The 17,069-nt window shown below is 67.4% G+C and carries 15 protein-coding genes; 7 read left to right on the top strand and 8 right to left on the bottom strand.

Annotation, left to right across the window (positions count from 1 at the left end; genetic code table 11):
- Positions 1-113 precede the first annotated feature (113 nt).
- Positions 114-1,013, top strand: a complete 900-nt coding sequence (locus tag ACF8ME_RS14505) for a LysR family transcriptional regulator (protein WP_392417096.1) — start codon at positions 114-116, stop codon at positions 1,011-1,013.
- A 16-nt stretch (positions 1,014-1,029) separates the two neighbouring features.
- On the opposite strand, the gene ACF8ME_RS14500 is transcribed toward ACF8ME_RS14505, so the two are convergent.
- Positions 1,030-1,281, bottom strand: coding sequence for a hypothetical protein (locus ACF8ME_RS14500; protein ID WP_392417095.1), 252 nt, complete (start codon positions 1,279-1,281; stop codon positions 1,030-1,032).
- A gap of 122 nt (positions 1,282-1,403) precedes the next feature.
- Here ACF8ME_RS14500 and ACF8ME_RS14495 point away from each other — a divergent pair, with 122 nt between their 5' ends.
- From ACF8ME_RS14495 to ACF8ME_RS14485, 3 genes are all read left to right on the top strand, one after another.
- On the top strand, positions 1,404-2,738 hold the full coding sequence (locus ACF8ME_RS14495; protein WP_392417094.1) for a sigma-70 family RNA polymerase sigma factor: 1,335 nt from the start codon (positions 1,404-1,406) through the stop codon (positions 2,736-2,738).
- A 174-nt stretch (positions 2,739-2,912) separates the two neighbouring features.
- A complete protein-coding gene (locus ACF8ME_RS14490) occupies positions 2,913-5,246 on the top strand; it encodes a TonB-dependent siderophore receptor (RefSeq protein WP_392417093.1) in 2,334 nt (777 codons plus the stop codon).
- Between the two features lie 43 nt (positions 5,247-5,289).
- Positions 5,290-5,793 (top strand): flavodoxin family protein, encoded by a 504-nt coding sequence (locus ACF8ME_RS14485; protein WP_046238385.1) that lies wholly within the window; start codon positions 5,290-5,292, stop codon positions 5,791-5,793.
- 58 nt (positions 5,794-5,851) lie between these two features.
- On the opposite strand, the gene ACF8ME_RS14480 is transcribed toward ACF8ME_RS14485, so the two are convergent.
- From ACF8ME_RS14480 to ACF8ME_RS14465, 4 genes are all read right to left on the bottom strand, one after another.
- Positions 5,852-7,060, bottom strand: a complete 1,209-nt coding sequence (locus tag ACF8ME_RS14480; RefSeq protein WP_392417090.1) for a hypothetical protein — start codon at positions 7,058-7,060, stop codon at positions 5,852-5,854.
- Positions 7,061-7,200: 140 nt separating this feature from the next.
- A complete protein-coding gene (locus ACF8ME_RS14475; RefSeq protein WP_392417088.1) occupies positions 7,201-7,662 on the bottom strand; it encodes a hypothetical protein in 462 nt (153 codons plus the stop codon).
- Positions 7,663-7,665: 3 nt separating this feature from the next.
- The gene (locus ACF8ME_RS14470; protein WP_013802750.1) at positions 7,666-8,274 is read right to left on the bottom strand and encodes a peptidoglycan recognition family protein; all 609 of its coding nucleotides are present in this window, start codon (positions 8,272-8,274) and stop codon (positions 7,666-7,668) included.
- Positions 8,275-8,485: 211 nt separating this feature from the next.
- Positions 8,486-9,433 carry a DMT family transporter gene (locus tag ACF8ME_RS14465; RefSeq protein ID WP_392417087.1) on the bottom strand — a complete coding sequence of 316 codons (948 nt, stop codon included), beginning with the start codon at positions 9,431-9,433 and terminating at the stop codon, positions 8,486-8,488.
- A gap of 145 nt (positions 9,434-9,578) precedes the next feature.
- Here ACF8ME_RS14465 and ACF8ME_RS14460 point away from each other — a divergent pair, with 145 nt between their 5' ends.
- A complete protein-coding gene (locus ACF8ME_RS14460) occupies positions 9,579-10,520 on the top strand; it encodes a LysR family transcriptional regulator (protein ID WP_392417153.1) in 942 nt (313 codons plus the stop codon).
- Here the strand turns inward: ACF8ME_RS14460 and ACF8ME_RS14455 are convergent.
- Genes ACF8ME_RS14455 through ACF8ME_RS14445 form a run of 3 tightly spaced genes read right to left on the bottom strand, consistent with a single transcriptional unit; the run spans position 10,517 to position 13,801 of the window.
- Positions 10,517-12,082: a PhnE/PtxC family ABC transporter permease gene (locus tag ACF8ME_RS14455; RefSeq protein ID WP_392417085.1), complete on the bottom strand. Its 1,566-nt coding sequence runs from the start codon at positions 12,080-12,082 to the stop codon at positions 10,517-10,519. The genes ACF8ME_RS14460 and ACF8ME_RS14455 overlap by 4 nt on opposite strands.
- Positions 12,073-12,897: a phosphonate ABC transporter ATP-binding protein gene (locus ACF8ME_RS14450; protein WP_392417084.1), complete on the bottom strand. Its 825-nt coding sequence runs from the start codon at positions 12,895-12,897 to the stop codon at positions 12,073-12,075. The genes ACF8ME_RS14455 and ACF8ME_RS14450 overlap by 10 nt, the downstream gene beginning before the upstream one ends.
- Positions 12,898-12,916: 19 nt before the next feature.
- Positions 12,917-13,801, bottom strand: a complete 885-nt coding sequence (locus ACF8ME_RS14445) for a putative selenate ABC transporter substrate-binding protein (protein WP_016452887.1) — start codon at positions 13,799-13,801, stop codon at positions 12,917-12,919.
- A 587-nt stretch (positions 13,802-14,388) separates the two neighbouring features.
- Between ACF8ME_RS14445 and lldP the strand changes: the two genes are divergently transcribed.
- Positions 14,389-16,071: an L-lactate permease gene (lldP, locus tag ACF8ME_RS14440; protein WP_192367802.1), complete on the top strand. Its 1,683-nt coding sequence runs from the start codon at positions 14,389-14,391 to the stop codon at positions 16,069-16,071.
- A 185-nt stretch (positions 16,072-16,256) separates the two neighbouring features.
- Positions 16,257-17,063 carry a transcriptional regulator LldR gene (lldR, locus tag ACF8ME_RS14435; protein WP_012205183.1) on the top strand — a complete coding sequence of 269 codons (807 nt, stop codon included), beginning with the start codon at positions 16,257-16,259 and terminating at the stop codon, positions 17,061-17,063.
- Positions 17,064-17,069 lie beyond the last annotated feature (6 nt).

Here is a 17,069-nt window from a genome sequence, read left to right as displayed (position 1 = left end):
CACTCTTGCGGGAACGCGAACAAAGCGCCGGCACAAACCTGGGCAAACCTGGGCAGTCCTGCGCGGGCCGCTCGCAGCCGGGCAGACATACGACACAGACAAGGCAGGCACAGATGGATCGCTTCCAGTCCATGACGGCATTTCTCGCAGTGGTGGACACGGGCGGCTTCGCCTCGGCCGCACGTCGGCTCAAGGTCTCGCCCTCCGTGGTGACGCGGGCCGTCTCCGACCTGAAGGAGCGCCTGGGCGTGCGCCTGCTCACGCGCACCACACGCTTCGTGCGCGTGACCGAGGCCGGCACCGCCTACGCCGACAGCTGCCGCCGCATCCTGGCCGAGCTGGAAGAGGCCGACGAGCATGCCGCCAGCGCCCATGCCGCACCGCGCGGCCGGCTCACGCTCACGGCGCCGGTCAACTTCGGGCGCATGCACGTGCTGCCCGTGGTGCACGACTACCTGGGCCGGTTTCCCGAGGTGGACGTCAACTGCTGGTTTGTGGACCGCGTGGTCAGCCTGGTGGACGAGGGCGTGGACGTGGCCGTGCGCATCGGCGATCTGCCCGACTCCTCGCTGCAGGCCATCCGCGTGGGCAGCGTGCGGCAGGTGCTGTGCGGCTCGCCCGCATACCTGGCAAGCCACGGCGTGCCCCAGCGGCCCGAGGAGCTTGCGCAGCACACCACCATCACCGCATCCGGCCTCACCTTCACGCCCGAATGGCGGTTTCTCGAAGGCGACAAGGCCCTGGCCGTGCGCCTGCAGCCGCGCCTCATGTCCATGACCAACGAGGCTGCGGCAGACTGCGCCCTGGCCGGGCAGGGCATCACGCGCCTGCCGCTCTACCAGATCGCCAAGCCCGTGCAGGACGGCGCACTGCGCCTGGTGCTGGAGCCCTTCGAGCGGCGGCCGCTGCCGATTCATGTGGTGCACAGGGAAGGGCGGCACGCCGCACACCGCGTGCGGGCGTTCATCGATATGGCGGTGGATGCGCTGCGGGTGGCGGCGTTGAAGTGGTAGCGGGGCCGAGACTTCGCTACCGCACGGCCGTGGCCTCGACACAGATCGTCTGCCCCGGATGGTGCTCCTCAATGGTGGACACGGCATCGTCGATCAAAACGCGGTCCTCCAGCGAGTAGGCAAAGCGGCTGAGGTTGGGCCATTGTCGGGCGGCGTAGTCGGCCTCGGAAATCGCATCGCTGCCGCACCAGATGGCGTCGTTTTCGGTGGCGGCGAGAAGTGCCTGTGCCAAGCCGGTAGATGTGATCGCCAGGAAGATCATGGGCATGTGGTCCGGATGTTGATGGGTGGACAGTTTGCCTTCGATGGCCAGTCCGCCGGGCCTGCCTAGATCAAACAAAACTAGAATGATAGTCATTCTCGTTATCGATTCATCACCTCCCCCCGGCCATGCCCACCCCTTCCGCTTCTTGGACCGCTGCGCGCTGGCACCAGCTTTTCTGTGCCTGCCAGCAGCAACTGGTGTCCTATCTGGCCGGCAAGACCGGCAGCCGTGATGAGGCGCAGGAGCTGGCCCAGGAAACCTGGCTGCGCCTGGCCGATGCGCCGCCGCAGCTGCCCGATGGCAGCTCGCCCACGCTCGAAGCCGCGCGGGCCTACCTGTTTGCCACGGCCAAGCATCTGGCGATAGACAGGCTGCGCCAGCGCGGTGCGCAGCAACGCTGCATGGACGACTGGGCGCAATTGCAGCCCGAGGCCGAAGGCGATGTGGCCGACCGCGCCATGTACCGGCAGGCACTGGCCGTGGTGGAGCGCACGATTGCAGACCTGCCCGAGCGCATGCAGGCCGCCTTGCTGGCCCACCGCCTGCATGGCGAGCGGCAGGCCGACATCGCCCAGCGCCTGCAGGTCTCCCTGAATACCGTGGAGCGCGACCTGATGCAGGCCGACGCCTGCCTGGAAGCCGCCTTGCTGCGCTGGCGCGGCGGGGTGGAGGCGGGCTTGCAGGCCTCTTCCAGAAAGCGGCGGCGGCGTGCCCTGGGCGCACTGCTGGGCGTGGCCGGCATGGCCTGCGCGGCCTGGCCCGCCTGGCAGATGTGGAGCCGCCGCGTGCTGTGGCAAGGTGAACTGGCCAGCGCCACGGGCGTACAGCGCAGCCTGGAGCTGCCCGATGGCAGCGTGCTGCGCGTGGACGCCGCCAGCCGCGTGGCGCTGACCTACCGTGCCGACCTGCGACAGGCACGGCTGCTGGAAGGCGCCGCCTTCTTTGCCGTGGCGCGCGATGCGGCACGGCCCTTTGTGGTGGAGGCCGGCCCCTTGCGCGTGTCCGTGCTGGGCACGCGCTTTGGCGTGGAACTGGAGCCCGATGCGGTGCGCGTGCAGGTGGAGTCGGGCCAGGTGCGGGTGGAGCATGCGGCCACCGGACGCAGCCAGTTGCTGCAGGACAGCCAGTCGCTGCGCATTCCCCTGGACGGCGGTGCGGGAGATGCCGATGGCGCTGCCTGGCAGCCGCAGCTCCAGCAACGGCCCGCGGCCTGGCGCGAGGGCGAACTGGTCTTCGAGCAGGAGCCGCTGGGCCGCGTCGTGCACCGTCTGGGCCGCTACACGCGGCGCCGCCTGGTGGTGGAGGAGGGCGCGGCGCAACTGGCCATCAGCGGCCATGTGCGCATTGCCCAGGCCGAGCGCTGGCTGCGCGGGCTGCCGCAGTTCGCCCCGGTGCAGGTCAGCGTGCTGGACGACGGCGGGCTGCGGATTGCGCGGCGCGGCGGGCGCGCGGAGCCGTGAAGTTTTTTTCAGGGTTTTTGGGAGTGACTCGTATTTGCATATGAAAGGCCGGGCGCCCTGCCTGTGCCGGCGATTCGCAATGAGCCTGTCTTCCAGAAAGTCCTTATGTCCGCTCCCAAGTCCTCCAGATTCCGCCTCCACCGCACAGCGGTTTTTCATGCATGTGCAGGCCTGGTGCTGGGCCTGCAACTGCAGTTGGCCGCCGCGCAATCGGTGTCCTTCGACGTGCCGGCCCAGCCGCTGGCCCAGGCGCTGAGCCAGTTTGCGCGCCAGGCGGGGCTGCAGCTCACCTACTCCTCCGAACTGGTGCAGGGCCGGCAGGCCCCGGCGCTCAACGGCAGCCACGATGTGCGCCAGGGCCTGGCGGCATTGCTGCAGGGCAGCGGCCTGCAGGGGCGCATCGAGGGCGGCACGCTGACGCTGCTTCCCGCTGCGGCCAACGCGCCTGAGAATGCACACCGCCTGTCCGAGATCACCGTGACGGCCGGCGACCAGTATGTGAGCCTGCTGCCCGCACCCTACGCCGGCGGGCAGGTGGCCAAGGGCGTGCGCCTGGGCGTGCTGGGCAATACCGGCAACATGCAGGCGCCGTTCAGCACCACCAGCTACACGTCCGAGGCCGTGCGCAACCAGCAGGCCGGCACCATTGCCGAGGCGGTGAACCGCGACCCTTCCGTGCGCTACACCGTGCTGCCGGGCGGCAACGTGGACAACCTCTATATCCGGGGCTTTCCGATCTGGGAAGGCAACTCGGGCGAGATCGCCTTTGACGGCATCTACGGCATTGCCCCCAACTACCGTGTGCGCACCGAGTACGTGGACCGCATCGAGGTGGTCAAGGGGCCCGGCGCGCTGCTGTTCGGCATGTCGCCCAACGGCTCCGTGGGCGGGGTGATCAACATCGCTCCCAAGCGCGCCAACGAAGATGTGGCGCGGCTGACCACGGGCTGGACTTCGGACAGCCTCTGGCGAGCCCATGCCGACGTGGGCCGGCGCTTTGGCGACGAGGCCCAGTACGGCATCCGTGTGAACGCCAGCAAGTACGGCGGCGATACGTCCATGGACCATCAAAGCACCGACGGCCATGTGCTGGCCGTGGCGCTGGACTACGAGGTGGAGCGCTTCCGGGCCACGCTGGACCTGCTCTCGCAGGACGAGCGCATCGACGGCGTGGGCCGGCCCATCATGCCCACGGGGCTCACTTCCATGCCTGCTGCGCCGGATGGCCGGCGCAACGTGACCCAGCCCTGGGAATGGTCCAGGAATCGCGAGCGCGCCGTGCTGCTGCGCACCGAGCTGGACCTCACGCAGCAGCTCACGCTGTTCGCCAACATCGGCCAGTCGCGCGCCAATGTGGACCGCATCTATGACTCGGCCCCGCGCCTGACCAGTGCTGCGGGTGCCACCAGCATCGCGCCCACCTATGCGGTGTTCGACGTGGACCGCAGCACCATCGACGCGGGCCTGCGCTCGCGCTTTGCGCTGGCCGGTGTCAAGCATTCGGTCACGCTGCAGCTGGCCAGCTACCGCGAGGATTTCCATCGTGCGCTGCAGGCGGGCTCGGCGGTGGCGTCCAACATCTATGCGCCTGTTGCCCATGCGCCGCAAAGCATTGCGCGGCCTTCGGCCATTCCGCGCATTCATGACAACCGCAACACCAGCCTGGCCCTGGTGGACACGCTCTCGCTGCTGCAGGACAGGCTGCAACTGTCGCTGGGCCTGCGCCACCAGGCCATCAAGTCCACCAACTACAACGTGCTCACAGGCGGCACCGCCAATGTCTACGACGAGAGCGTGACCACGTCCGCCGTGGGCGTGGTCTGGCGCCAGGCGCCCAACTGGAGCCTCTACGCCAACTACATCGAAGGCCTGAGCAAGGGCGACATCGCCCCGCCCGCCGCCAGCAACTACGGCGAGGTGCTGCGCCCCTACAAGAGCCGCCAGTACGAAGTGGGCAGCAAGTACGACTTCGGCAGCTTCATGGCCACGGCCGCCCTGTTCAGCATTGAAAAACCCAGTGGCGGCCTGGACCAGGGCGTCTACAAGACCAACGGCGAGCAGCGCAACCTGGGCATGGAGCTGTATGCCTACGGCGAGGCCGCACGCGGCCTGCGCCTGCTGGGAGGCGTGACCTGGCTCAAGCCCGAGATCACGCGCTCGGCCACGCCTGCGCTGGTGGGCAACCGGCCCATCGGCACCTCGCGCCTGCTGGCCAACCTGGGCGTGGAATGGGATGTGCCCGCCCTTGAGGGCCTGACCCTGGTCGGCGACTTGGCCTACACCGGCGCCCAGTTCGTGGACCAGGCCAACCGCCTGCGCATCCCGGGCTGGACACGCACCGACCTGGGCCTGCGCTATGCCACCCGCATCGCAGGCCGCAAGACCACGCTGCGCGCCACGGTGCAGAACGTGGCCGACCGCAAGGCCTGGGCCGGCGTCACGTCCTGGGGCGCTGTCTCGCCGATGATTCCGCGCACCTTCGTGGTGTCGGCTTCGGTGGATTTCTGAGGTCGGCGCGGTGGCTGGGCGGGCCGCGCTCTATGCTTGAGGCATGAACGCAAGCAAGACCCTGCTGATCGTCTACCACTCCATGACCGGTGGCACCCGCCAGATGGCCGAGGCCGCGCGCGACGGCGCAGCGGCCGAAGGCCAGGGCGTGCAGGTGCGCCTGCTGCACGCCTGCGAGGCCGGCCCGGACGATGTGCTGTCCGCCGACGGCTACCTCTTCGCCACCCCGGAAAACCTGGCCGCCATCAGCGGCCAGCTCAAGGACTTCTTCGACCGCAGCTACTACGCGGCGCTGGACCGCATCAACGGCCGGCCCTATGCCAGCCTCATCTGCGCCGGCAGCGACGGCCAGAATGCCGCCCGCCAGATCGCCCGCATCGCCACCGGCTGGCGCCTCAAGCCCGTGGCCGAGCCCCTGATCATCTGCACCCACGCCCAGACCACCGAAGCCATCCTGGCGCCCAAGCAGATTGCCGCAACTGAGCTGGAACAGTGCCGGGCGCTGGGGGAGGCAATGGGGGCCGGGCTGGCGCTGGGGGTCTTTTGAGGGTTGCCAGCATCTTGGGTGCCCTACATTTCTTGGTGGCCCGGTCGCCCGGTGTGGCTCAGCCGAACAGGCGCGACCAGAATCCGCCTTTTTCACCCACCTGCTGCCGGGCTCCCTGCATGTGGGCGCGTATGCCGAGCAATTGGGCATCGTCCGGATCGTGGCGCAGGGCGATCTCGACCAGTTCAGGCTGAAGGTGCGAGGCCTTGAGCTGGCCCAGGGCCCTGAGGGCGGTGACCTTGTGCGCATGAACGAAGCTCATGCTGCGAACTTCCCATTGCGCTTGCTGTTGCTGAGACGAAAGCTGCGCATAGCGGCGCTCGGCTTCGGCCACGATGTCGAGGACGTCCTGGTGGTGGCTGGTCTCGTTGAGATAGGCGCATGCGGTCTGCGCGCAGTCCAGATACAGGCCGGTGTCAAGCGCGTAGTCCTCCATCAGCAGCAGGGACAGGTCGGTGGCTTGCTTGCGGTTCCCCAGTTGCCGATAGGCATGGCGCAGGTTTTCCAGCAGGGCCTGGAAACAGGTCTGCTGCAGCCCGGCTTCGAGGACGGCGGCCGCCTGCTCGTACTGTTCCTGCGCGTTGTACAGCACGCCCAGGTTGTTGCAGCACATGGCATAGGTGTGGATGTCCAGCGCGGCGGGCGCGGCCTCCTGGCCGTTTGCCGGCGTGCCGGCGCTGGCGAAGCGCTCCAGACAGCGTTCGTAGAGTGTGGTCTGCAGGCGCTCGATTTCCTGCAGGGCTGCTGCATCCGTGTCGGGGCGCTTCCACTTGCCCACGGTCACGCCGGCCGTGTAGTAGTCGGGTGCCGCCGGGCTATCAGCCAACTCGGGATAGGAAAAGATGCTGCGCCAGGGCACGGCATGCTCCATCTCGAAAATGCGGGCTTGCAAGTCCGCCTGGGGCTGCAAGGCATGAGACTTGCGGTAGGCGGCCAGCGCGGGCTCGGGTGCGTCCAGCCAATAGTGGGCACTGCCCAAATAGCGGTGTCCATAGGCATTGCCTGGTGACATTGCCAGTGCGCGCTGCGCCCATTCGCCGACCTGGCGCAATGCCATACCGCGGTCCTCGGTGAATTGGTCACTGGAATCGAGATACACCAGGCACAGCATCAGCCATGACCATTCGCTACCCTGGCCTGATTCGGCAGTGGCCTGAATGCTGGCCAAGAGGCTGGCAATCGTTTCATTGTCCAGATGGCTGAAAACCGTGGTGCCGGACCATAGCGCATGCATGCGCGCGTGGTCGCCCTGGCTGAAGGCATGCATTCCTTGGGAAATTAATCGGTCCATGGTCTGTTGGGAATATTGTGGGAGGCGCCATCGTATCCGCTGTGTTTGACAGGAGGATGGGGCACCACTCAATCGGAGTGATAAGACGCCCGTGCAGACAATGTCTGAACAACAGGTCAAAGCCCCGTCAACTGCGGCAATGCCTTCTCGCAGGCCTTGCGGCACAGGTAGCGCAGGTCGTGATCGCCATCTTCACTGCGCAGGTAGCCGGCGCCGGCGGCGTTGATGTTCCATTCATAGACCTTGCCCGAGCGCAGCAGCCGTCCGCTGAAACTGCAGGGCAGGATGATGGATTCCTCGTGGAAGCTGCCAGCCGAGACTTGCTTTGCCGTCGCGAAATAGCGGGCCACGTCGGCGGCGTCCAGGCTGACTTTCTCGCATCCCATGGTCTCGCCCGTGCCTACGGAACGGGTGACCGGGCCGATGACGGAAATGGGTGCCGCCTTGGCCGCGTGTTTGGGCGTGGATGCGGAAGTAGATGAGGCTTGCAACGGCGCATGCAGGCACAGCATCACGGCAGCCCAGGCGGCAATGCGCAGGCTGCGAGAGGGATTGTTGAAAAGCTGGCTGGATGGCATGGCTCAGGCTCCCGTGAAGATGTAGCGCAGCAATTGGGCGCCTTCGGTCGCTTCCTTGCGGGCAATGGCGCCGTGGGAGTAGACATCGGACAGCAGCTTGAGCTTGTAGTGGTCCACCAATTGCTGGGTCAGCCATTTGGTCTGGAACAGCTGCGATTGGGTGGGCGCCTCGTAATCCTTGGTCGATGGCAGGAAGCGGCCCACCACCTCGATGCCCACGGAGTCGCTGTTGGCCGGATAACGCAACGGATAGGCCTTTGTGTTCTCGTGCGATGACACATTCTTGGCCCGCTTGCTGAAGCTCAGGCCCTTTTGGTGCAGCAGGGCATTGATGTTCTTGAGTTCCGTGGGGTCGCAGGTGCTCTCGTTGACGCAGCGCGGCTGAAGAATTCCCACATGCCAGCAGATCTTTTCCAGACTGGCGGTTTGGTAGATCTTCCCGTCCTTCTCGATCAGGAAGTGCGCCCCTGTCTTCTGGCCGCTCTTGTAGGCATTGAGCACGCTGGCTGCCGTGGACGAGTCTGTGCGGTGCAGCACGATGGAGGTGACGGACAGCAAGGCGCCGTGCTCTATGGATGGATAGGTCTTGACTTCGACGCTTTTGTCTACCATCAATCCTTTTTCGATAGTGGCCAATTATTTCTCCCTCTGTATTCCGGCTGAGTGAATGCGAATGGCGGAAAGCCGGGAGAGCATACGGGCTGAAGGGATAAAAATAATTCGAAATGTACTGTGCACCTCTTTATTGGAAATAAATTGAAACAATTGGGTGGATTTCATGAAGGATGGATGAATTCCGGAAATCCCCGGAATTCACAGGGGCTCAATGGCGACGCAATGCAATGCCTGCGCGATGGCCCACGACTGCGACTAGGATGCAGCCCATCCCGACCCACTGCGCCGCCGACGGCACGGCGCCAAACCAGACCAGATCCACCAGCAAGGCCATGGCGGGGTAGACGAAGGACAGTGCCGCAATGGCCGGCGCCGGCAGCCGCTGGAATGCGGCATACATCACCGTGTACATGAAGGCCGTATGGACCAGTCCCAGGGTCAGCACCATGGAGGCGGCCCGCGCTGACAGCAATTGAGGGCTGGTTGCGGCGATATGGGTGAGCAGGGGCAGGGCCCACAGGCTCAGCACCAGTCCGCCCGCAAGCATCTGCAGCATGGCGATCTGGGCCGAGGGCATGTGGCCCAGGCGGCGCGTGGCGACCGTGGTGCCTGCGTAGAGAGCGGCGGCCAGCAGGGCCAGGGCCACGCCTATCCAGGCGCCTGTTCCAGCATGCGATGCATCCACGCCATCCAGCCCGACCAGGCCGCTGCTCAGCGTCACCCCCAACAGGGCCAGCAGCAGCCAGGGCAGCTTGCGGCGTTCGACGGGCTCGCCCTGCAGCGCCGAAAGAGCCAGCAACATGAAGGGCTGCACGTGGTAGACCACGGTGGCCACGGCGATGGAGCTGTAGTGGTAGGCGCTGAAGAGGGCGACCCAGTTGAGCACCAGGGCGATGCCGCCGCCAGCCAGCCACAGCCATTCACGGCCTTGAGGGGCGACCCATTCGCGCCGCCAGGCCAGCCACAGGCCCAGGCCCAGTGCGCCCAGCACGCAGCGGGCGAATACGACCAGCAGCGGCGGCAGTGCGCTTTCCACGACGAGCAGGCCGATGGTGCCCGACAGCGCCATGGCCAGCAGCATGCGCCAGGTGCCGCCCTGGCTGGCTCGGGGCCGTGTGGTTGAGGTTGCAGAGGTGAGGCTGGGGCTGTGGGACATGGTGTCGATTCCTGGGCGCGCTTCAGTATGGAGCGCATGGCCGTATCTTGCGGACCTTGCAATCAATCAACAATCCGCCAGTCATTCAAATTAATATTGCGTGTCATGCAACAAAGACCGGAGTAGCGCCTTGCCCGATACCGCCATGCCCCTGGATGAAATGCTGGTCTTCGCCCGTGTGGTGGAGCACCAGAGCTTTGCGGGCGCGGCCCGGCAGTTGGGGCTGACGACCTCGGCCGTGAGCCGCAGCGTGGGGCGGCTGGAGGCGCATTTCGGGCTGCGGCTGCTGCAGCGCACCACGCGCTCGCTGTCGCTGACCGAGGCGGGGGCCGAGATCCATCAGGCCTGCCTGCGGCTGGTGGAGGATGCCCAGGCCGTGCAGGCGCTGGCCGGCCAGTTGCGCCAGCAGCCGCGCGGGCTGCTGAAGATCAGCGCGCCGGCCGTGCTGGGCGATCTCTGGCTGTCGCCACTGCTGCCGGGCTTTTGCGCGCGCTGGCCCGAGGTGCAGGTGCAGGTGGACATGACGGACCGCATGGTGGACCTGGTGGCCGAGGGGCTGGACCTGGGCCTGCGCATCAGCGTGCCGGGCCAGATCGCGCCGGGGCTGGTGGCGCGGCCGCTCAAGACCATCCGCTATGTGCTGGTGGCCACGCCCGGCTATCTGGCGCGGCATGCGCAGATCACGGAGCCCGGGCAACTGCTGGCGCATCCCTTCATCAGCCTGGGCTACGGGCAGTTCCAGAACGAGGTCGAATTGCGTCCGCAGCGCGCTGGGCATCAGCCGGCTGCGCCCGCTACGCGTCTGCTGGTGAATACGCCCATCACCATTGCCAGCAGCCTGGGCATCATCCAGGCGCTGCAGCAGGGGCAGGGCATCGGCGTGGTAGCGGACTTTGCGGCGCAGGCGGCGCTGCAGGCCGGGCAGCTGGCGCCCGTGCTGCCGGGCTGGGCGCTGTGCGGCAAGTACGCGCCGCGCGTGGTGCATGCGGTCTATGCGCCCACGCGCCATGTGCCGCTGAAGCTGCGGGCGCTGATCGACTACCTGGTCGAGGTGGAGGGTGAGGGCGCCGCGGCCCCCACCACCTAACCCATGCGCCTTCGCAGCGCCGCGCTGGCCCAGTCCACGGCCACGGACAGTGCCAGCATGGCGATGATGACGGTGCTGGCCTGGGCGTAGTGGAACAGCGACAGCTCGAAGTACAGCAGCTGCCCCAGTCCGCCCGCGCCCACGAAGCCCAGGATGGCGGCCATGCGGATGTTCATCTCCCAGCGGTACAGCGTGTAGGCCAGCAACTGCGGCGCGGCGCCGGGCAGCGTCGCGTAGAGGAATGCCATGGTGCGGCCGCTGCCGGACAGGCGCAGCGCTTGGGTGGGGGCGGCGGGCTGGTTCTGCAGGGCCTCGGCATACAGGCGCCCCAGCACGCCGGCCGTGTGCAGCGCCAGCGCCAGCGCGCCTGCGAACGGGCCCAGGCCCACGGCCAGGGCGGTGATGGTGGCCCAGACCAGCTCGGGCACGGAGCGCAGCACGTTGAGCACCAGGCTCCAGGGGGCGCGCCAGCGCGGCAGCGCCAGCAGCAGGCCCAGCACGGCCGCCAGCAAGGTGCCGACCACGGAGATGGCCAGCGTCTCCCACACGCCCACGGCCACCTTGCGCAGCCATTCGGCGCTGGTGTCGGGCGGGAAGAAGCTGATGACGAATTCCAGCATGGAGCGGCCCGCCGCGCCGGTGAACAGCGAGGGCAGGTCCATCTCCAGCATGGCAAAGCTGGCGGCCACGCCCAGCACCAGGGCGGCGCAGGCGAGGGCGCTGCGCCAGCCCCAGGCGCTGGCACGCGCGGCGGGTGGCGTGTCCAGCGCGCGGCGCAGGCCGCGCGAGAGCAGGTCGGCGCCCCAGACCAGCAGCATGAAGGTCAGCAAGATGGTGGAGGCCTCGCCGCCGTTGAGCATCTTCATGGCCTGGTCCATGAGCTGGCCCAGGCCGCCCGCGCCCACAAAGCCCATGACCACCGAGGCGCGTATGGCGCACTCCCAGCGGTAGACGGTGTACGAGGTCAGCTCGCGCGCGGCCTGGGGCAGCAGGCCGTACAGCATGGCCAGCGGCCGGCGCGCGCCGGCCTGCGCCAGGGCACGCGCGGGTGCGGGGTCGGCCGATTCCAGGATTTCCGCATAGACCTTGGCCAGCATGCCGCCATAGGTCAGGCCCAGGGCCAGCACGCCAGCGGCCGGCCCCAGGCCGAAGACGCGCACGAAGACCAGGGCCCAGACCAGCTCGGGCACGCCGCGCAGGATGGTGAGCAGGCCGCGCGTGACGGGGTTGAGCGCCCGCCGCTCGCGCGCGGCGCCCGTGACCAGGTAGGCCAGCGGCACGGCCAGCACAAACGCCAGGGCCATGCCGGCCGTGGCAATGGCCAGGGTCTCCAGCGTGGCGCGGCCCAGGTAGCCCAGGAAGTCGCGCCCGGTCTCGGGCGGCAGAAACGTGGCCAGAAAGCGGCCGATGACCTGCAGGTTGCCGGGATCGAACAGCGCGCCCAGGCTGAAGCCCGCGCCCTGGAACAGCGGCCACAGCACGACGGCGGCCAGCACCAGGGCGCCGAGGCGGCGGGGCGCGGCGGGATCACGCAGCGCGTGCAGATCGGAACTCAACGGCATGCGGATGCGGACAGCGGTGCGGCAAAGGCGGCGGGCGCGGGTGTCCACGCAGGGCGGGAGGGATCATCGCCAGCATGCTCGGACCCATACAGCGCACGCAGGTGCTCCTGCGTGACTTCAGCCGCCGGCAGGTCGAAGGCGATGGCGCCATCGCGGATGCCCACGATGCGCGCAAAGCAGGCCAGCGCCAGGTCCACGGCATGCAGGCTGGCGACCAAGGTGGCGCCGCGCGCGGCGGCTTCGTGCACCAGCAGTTGCACGGTGGACAGGGCCAGGGCCGGGTCCAGCGCGGCCACGGGCTCGTCGGCCAGGATCAGCTCGGCCTGCTGGTAGAGCACGCGGGCAATGCCCACGCGCTGCAGTTGCCCGCCCGAGAGCTGGTCGCAGCGCGCGAACAGCTTGTCTGCGAGCTGCACGCGGGCCAGGGCCTCGCGCGCGCCGGCGGTGTCCTGTGGGTAAAGCAGCGAAGCCAACGCCTTCCAGGCCGGCCAGCGGCCCAGCCGCCCGGCCAGCACGGCCGTGACCACGCGCTGGCGCGGCGGTATGGGCGGCGCCTGGTGCACCGTGCCGATGCGCGCGCGCAGCAGCCGGGGTGCGCCCGCGCTGGACGCAGGCACCTCGTTGCCCAGCACGCTGCGCCGGCCCTGGCTGGGCGCCAGCGCCGTGCCGATGACGGACAGCAGCGTGGTCTTGCCCGCGCCCGAGGGGCCGATCAGCGCAATGGCTTCGCCCTGGCGTGCGGCCAGCGTCACGCCGCGCAGCGCAATGCCGCCGCCGGCGTGGGTCAGGCCCACGCCTTGCAGTTCAAAGCTCATGGATTACGCCTGCCGCGGCTTACTTGAGCAGGCCGGCCGACTTGGCGGCGGCCTCGATGCCTTCGTAGTTCGAGGCCTGGGTGGGAATGAAGCGCGCGGCACGCTGCAGCTCCAGGATGGCCTTGTGCTCTGGCTTGGCCGGGTCCAGCGCCAGGAAGGCGTCGGTCAGCTTCTTGACCAGGGCCGGGTCCAGGTCGCCGCGCACGGTCCAGTTGTAGTCGAAGTAGGGCGGCGTGGTGGCGAACACGCGCACCTTGCTGGTATCGACCTTCTTGGTCTCCACCAGCTTGTCCCAGACCGATGCGTTGAGCACGCCGGCCTCGGCCTTGCCTGCAGCCACGAAGGCCACGGTGGCGTCATGCGCGCCGGAGAAGGCCACGGTCTTGAAGTCCTTTTCGGGGTTGATGCCGTCCTGCTGCAGGAAAAAGCGCGGCATCAGGCTGCCCGAGGTGGACGAGGGCGCGCCAAAGGCAAAGCTCTTGCCCTTGAGGTCGGCCAGGGTCTTGATGGCGGGGTTGGCCGTGATGAACTTGGAGGTGAACCTGGCGTCTTCCTCGCGCTGCACGATGGGAATGGCCGTGCCGTTGGTGCGGATCTTGGCCTGCACGAAGGTGAAGCCGCCCAGCCAGGCCAGGTCCAGCTTGCGCGTGGCCAGCGACTCGACCACGGCGGCGTAGTCGGTCACCGGCGTGAACACCACCTTCATGCCGGTCTGTGCCGAGAGGTACTTGCCCAGCGGCTCGAACTTGCGCTGCAGCTCGGTGGGAGCTTCATCCGGGATGGCCGAGACGCGCAGCACGGCGGGTTCGGCGGCCAGCGCAGGCAGGCTGGACAGGGTGGAGGCGGCCAGCACGCAGGCAGCCGCCTGGCGCAGCGCCGAGCGGCGCGCAGGAATGTGGTTCATGGATGGGCTCCGTTCAATCAGCCACAGCCGTCCGGATACACGGCGGTTTAATAAGGCGCCCGGGGTTGACACGGGCGCCGAAGGTACAAGGGCGGTACACCGACCGCTGAGGCTGCATTGTAGGGAGCGGGCTTTTCCGTTGGGGAGCGTCAGGCTTGAGCGCCGGACCTGCCGGCACAGCGCGGCCGCCGATCTTTTTCCCGCGTGCGCTGCGTTTGTGCACCGCCTGGGACCTTGCTTGGTCGGGGACTTGAACATGCGTTGCACCAAAATATCCATTATTGGTATGACCAATAAATATCCTGGTGCGTTATCTGCACTCTTTTAGGTGTTTACCCTGTTCATCTGCCCACTTGAAAGCTCTGAGAATCGCACCACTTCGCGCAATGGTCTAAATTTTGGCTTAATTGGTTGGACCAATTTGCCAATGGCCCACAAGGCGCCAGCGCGGGGAACACTCCCAGACACCGTTGCAGCCAGCCAGCAGACATCCTGTGCGGATCGCACCGCGTGCCAACGCTGCAACGAGAGGGAGTGGCCGACAAGGGGCGCTTACCGCGCCCTCCCCATCATCTAGAGACACGGTCATGCAAACCATCTGGCAGCAGAACTACGATCCCGCCGGGAACATCTGGATCTCGGCGCTGATCGCGCTGATTCCCATCATCTTTTTCTTCCTGGCGCTGACCAGGTTCCGTCTCAAGGGCTACCAGGCTGGCACCGTCACCGTGGCGCTGGCGCTGGGCGTGGCGCTGCTGTTCTACAAGATGCCCGTGAGCGCGGCACTGGCCTCGGCCGTGTACGGCTTTTTCTACGGCCTGTGGCCCATCGCCTGGATCATCGTGGCGGCCGTGTTCCTCTACAAGATCTCGGTCAAGACGGGGCAGTTCGACGTGATCCGCTCGTCCATCCTGTCGGTCACTCCCGACCAGCGGCTGCAGCTCATCCTGGTGGGCTTTTGCTTCGGCGCTTTCCTGGAGGGCGCGGCCGGCTTCGGCGCGCCCGTGGCCATCACGGCCGCGCTGCTGGTGGGCCTGGGCTTCAAGCCGCTGTATGCGGCGGGCCTGTGCCTGATCGCCAACACGGCGCCCGTGGCCTTCGGCGCCATGGGCATTCCCATCATCGTGGCAGGGCAGGTCTCGGGCGTGGATGCCTTCGCCATCGGCCAGATGGCCGGACGCCAACTGCCCTTCATGACGGTGCTGGTGCTGTTCTGGCTGATGGCCATCATGGACGGCTGGCGCGGCGTCAAGGAAACCTGGCCGGCCGTGCTGGTGGGCGGCGGCTCCTTCGCCGTGGTGCAGTTCCTTACGGCCAACTACATCGGCCCCGAGCTGCCGGACATCACCTCGGCCATCGTCTCGCTGGTGGCGCTGACGCTGTTCCTCAAGGTCTGGCAGCCCAAGCGCATCTTCCGTTTCGACACGGAAGGCGAGGGCGGCAAGGCTGCGGCAGTTGCAGCACCGGCCATCACCTCCGGTGCGCCGCTGACAGCAGGCGCCGTCATCAAGGCCTGGTCGCCCTTCATCATCCTCACGGCCATGGTGACGATCTGGAGCATCAAGCCCTTCAAGGCGCTGTTCGCTGCAGGCGGCCCGCTGGCCTCCACCGTCATCAACATCCCCGTGCCCTTCCTGCACAACCTGGTGGAGAAGACGCCCCCCGTCGTGGCCGCCGCTGCGCCCTACGGCGCGGTCTACACCTTCAACTGGCTGCTGGCCACCGGCACGGCCATCCTGATCGCGGCGCTGATCACCATCACCTTCACGCGCCTGTCGCCGGCCAAGGCCGTGGCCACGCTGGGCGAGACTTTCAGGGAACTGGCCGTGCCGATCTACTCCATCGGCATGGTGCTGGCCTTCGCCTTCGTGGCCAACTACTCGGGCCTGTCGGCCACGCTGGCCCTGGCGCTGGCACACACGGGCCAGGCGTTCACGTTCTTCTCGCCCTTCCTGGGCTGGATCGGCGTGTTCCTCACGGGCTCGGACACCTCGGCCAACGCGCTGTTCGCCGCGCTGCAGGCCACCACGGCGCAGCAGCTGGGCCTGCCCCAGGTGCTCACGGTGGCGGCCAACACCACGGGCGGCGTGACGGGCAAGATGATCTCGCCCCAGTCCATCGCCATTGCCTGCGCGGCCGTGGGCCTGGCAGGGCGCGAGTCGGACCTGTTCCGCTTCACGGTCAAGCACAGCCTGATGTTCGCCGTGATCATCGGGGTGATCACGACGCTGCAAGCCTATGTGTTTACGTGGATGATTCCGGGGTATTGACATGAAACACCCCCTGAGTCGCTGCGCGCCTTCCCCCTCTCTACCCGCTTCGCGGGGGAGGGGGACGACACCCTCGCGGCGGGGCGGCCCTTGCTCGGTGTCCCTGGCTTGGGCAGTGCGGGTTTCATGCGATGAGGCTGGCGCATAGCGCCGTGAATCACTGAAAACCAATTCTGAGAATCCCCATGCGCGTTGCCGATCAAGTTGTCGAGAAATTGCTTGCCCTGGTGCAGGCCAGCGGAGTGCAGCCCGGACAGCGGCTGCCCGCGGAGCGGCAACTGGCGGCCGAGCTGGGCGTCTCGCGCACCTCGGTGCGCGAGGCGATACAGAAACTCACCAGCCAGGGCGTGCTGGTGGCGCGGCGCGGCGATGGCACCTACCTGCAGGAGCCGGCGCCGGCTGCCGAGCCTGCGGACTGGCTCAAGGACGCCATGCGGCCGCTGGCCGGCCTGATGGAGTCCGACTCCCACTACCGCTACGACGTGCTGGAAACCCGCCACGCGCTGGAGACCAGCACGGCCTGGCTGGCCGCCCAGCGCGCCACTGAGCGCGACAAGGACCATATCCAGCGCTGCTTCGAGGTGATGATCCAGCACCAGCAAAGCGGTCACGCCGAGCTGGCGGCGCGCGCCGATGCGCAGTTCCACCTGGCCATTGCCGAGGCCTCGCACAACCTGGTGCTGGTGCAGGTCATGCACAGCCTGTTCACCGTGGTGCTGTCCACGGTGGAGCGCAACCGCCACGACATGTTCCGCCTGAGCGCGCCCCAGACCCTGCAGGAGCTGACCGTGCAGCACCAGAGCCTCATGCAGGCCATCCTGGACGGCGACCCGCAGCGCGCCCGCGAATGCATCGGCGAGCACCTGGAGCATGTGCGCACCACCATCCAGCGCCTGGACGAGGACCGCGCGCGGCGCGAGCGCTCCATGCGGCTGCCTCTGGACGCCGCGCCCGCGCTGCTGCCCACTTCAGACCTGATACGAAAGACATGAGACACC

The organism is Delftia sp. WSY_7 (assembly GCF_043104845.1).
GTDB classification, from domain to species: domain Bacteria; phylum Pseudomonadota; class Gammaproteobacteria; order Burkholderiales; family Burkholderiaceae_C; genus Comamonas; species Comamonas tsuruhatensis.
This window is presented reverse-complemented; position numbering and strand designations above follow the sequence as displayed.

Excerpts from the sequence above, each read along its gene's own strand:
- ACF8ME_RS14505 (WP_392417096.1), top strand. The coding sequence starts at position 114 with ATGGATCGCTTCCAGTCCATGACGGCATTTCTCGCAGTGGTGGACACG.
- ACF8ME_RS14500 (WP_392417095.1), bottom strand. The coding sequence starts at position 1,281 with ATGCCCATGATCTTCCTGGCGATCACATCTACCGGCTTGGCACAGGCA.
- ACF8ME_RS14495 (WP_392417094.1), top strand. The coding sequence starts at position 1,404 with ATGCCCACCCCTTCCGCTTCTTGGACCGCTGCGCGCTGGCACCAGCTT.
- ACF8ME_RS14485 (WP_046238385.1), top strand. The coding sequence starts at position 5,290 with ATGAACGCAAGCAAGACCCTGCTGATCGTCTACCACTCCATGACCGGT.
- ACF8ME_RS14480 (WP_392417090.1), bottom strand. The coding sequence starts at position 7,060 with ATGCATGCCTTCAGCCAGGGCGACCACGCGCGCATGCATGCGCTATGG.
- ACF8ME_RS14475 (WP_392417088.1), bottom strand. The coding sequence starts at position 7,662 with ATGCCATCCAGCCAGCTTTTCAACAATCCCTCTCGCAGCCTGCGCATT.
- ACF8ME_RS14470 (WP_013802750.1), bottom strand. The coding sequence starts at position 8,274 with ATGGTAGACAAAAGCGTCGAAGTCAAGACCTATCCATCCATAGAGCAC.
- ACF8ME_RS14465 (WP_392417087.1), bottom strand. The coding sequence starts at position 9,433 with ATGTCCCACAGCCCCAGCCTCACCTCTGCAACCTCAACCACACGGCCC.
- ACF8ME_RS14460 (WP_392417153.1), top strand. The coding sequence starts at position 9,579 with ATGCCCCTGGATGAAATGCTGGTCTTCGCCCGTGTGGTGGAGCACCAG.
- ACF8ME_RS14455 (WP_392417085.1), bottom strand. The coding sequence starts at position 12,082 with ATGCCGTTGAGTTCCGATCTGCACGCGCTGCGTGATCCCGCCGCGCCC.
- ACF8ME_RS14450 (WP_392417084.1), bottom strand. The coding sequence starts at position 12,897 with ATGAGCTTTGAACTGCAAGGCGTGGGCCTGACCCACGCCGGCGGCGGC.
- ACF8ME_RS14445 (WP_016452887.1), bottom strand. The coding sequence starts at position 13,801 with ATGAACCACATTCCTGCGCGCCGCTCGGCGCTGCGCCAGGCGGCTGCC.
- lldP (WP_192367802.1), top strand. The coding sequence starts at position 14,389 with ATGCAAACCATCTGGCAGCAGAACTACGATCCCGCCGGGAACATCTGG.
- lldR (WP_012205183.1), top strand. The coding sequence starts at position 16,257 with ATGCGCGTTGCCGATCAAGTTGTCGAGAAATTGCTTGCCCTGGTGCAG.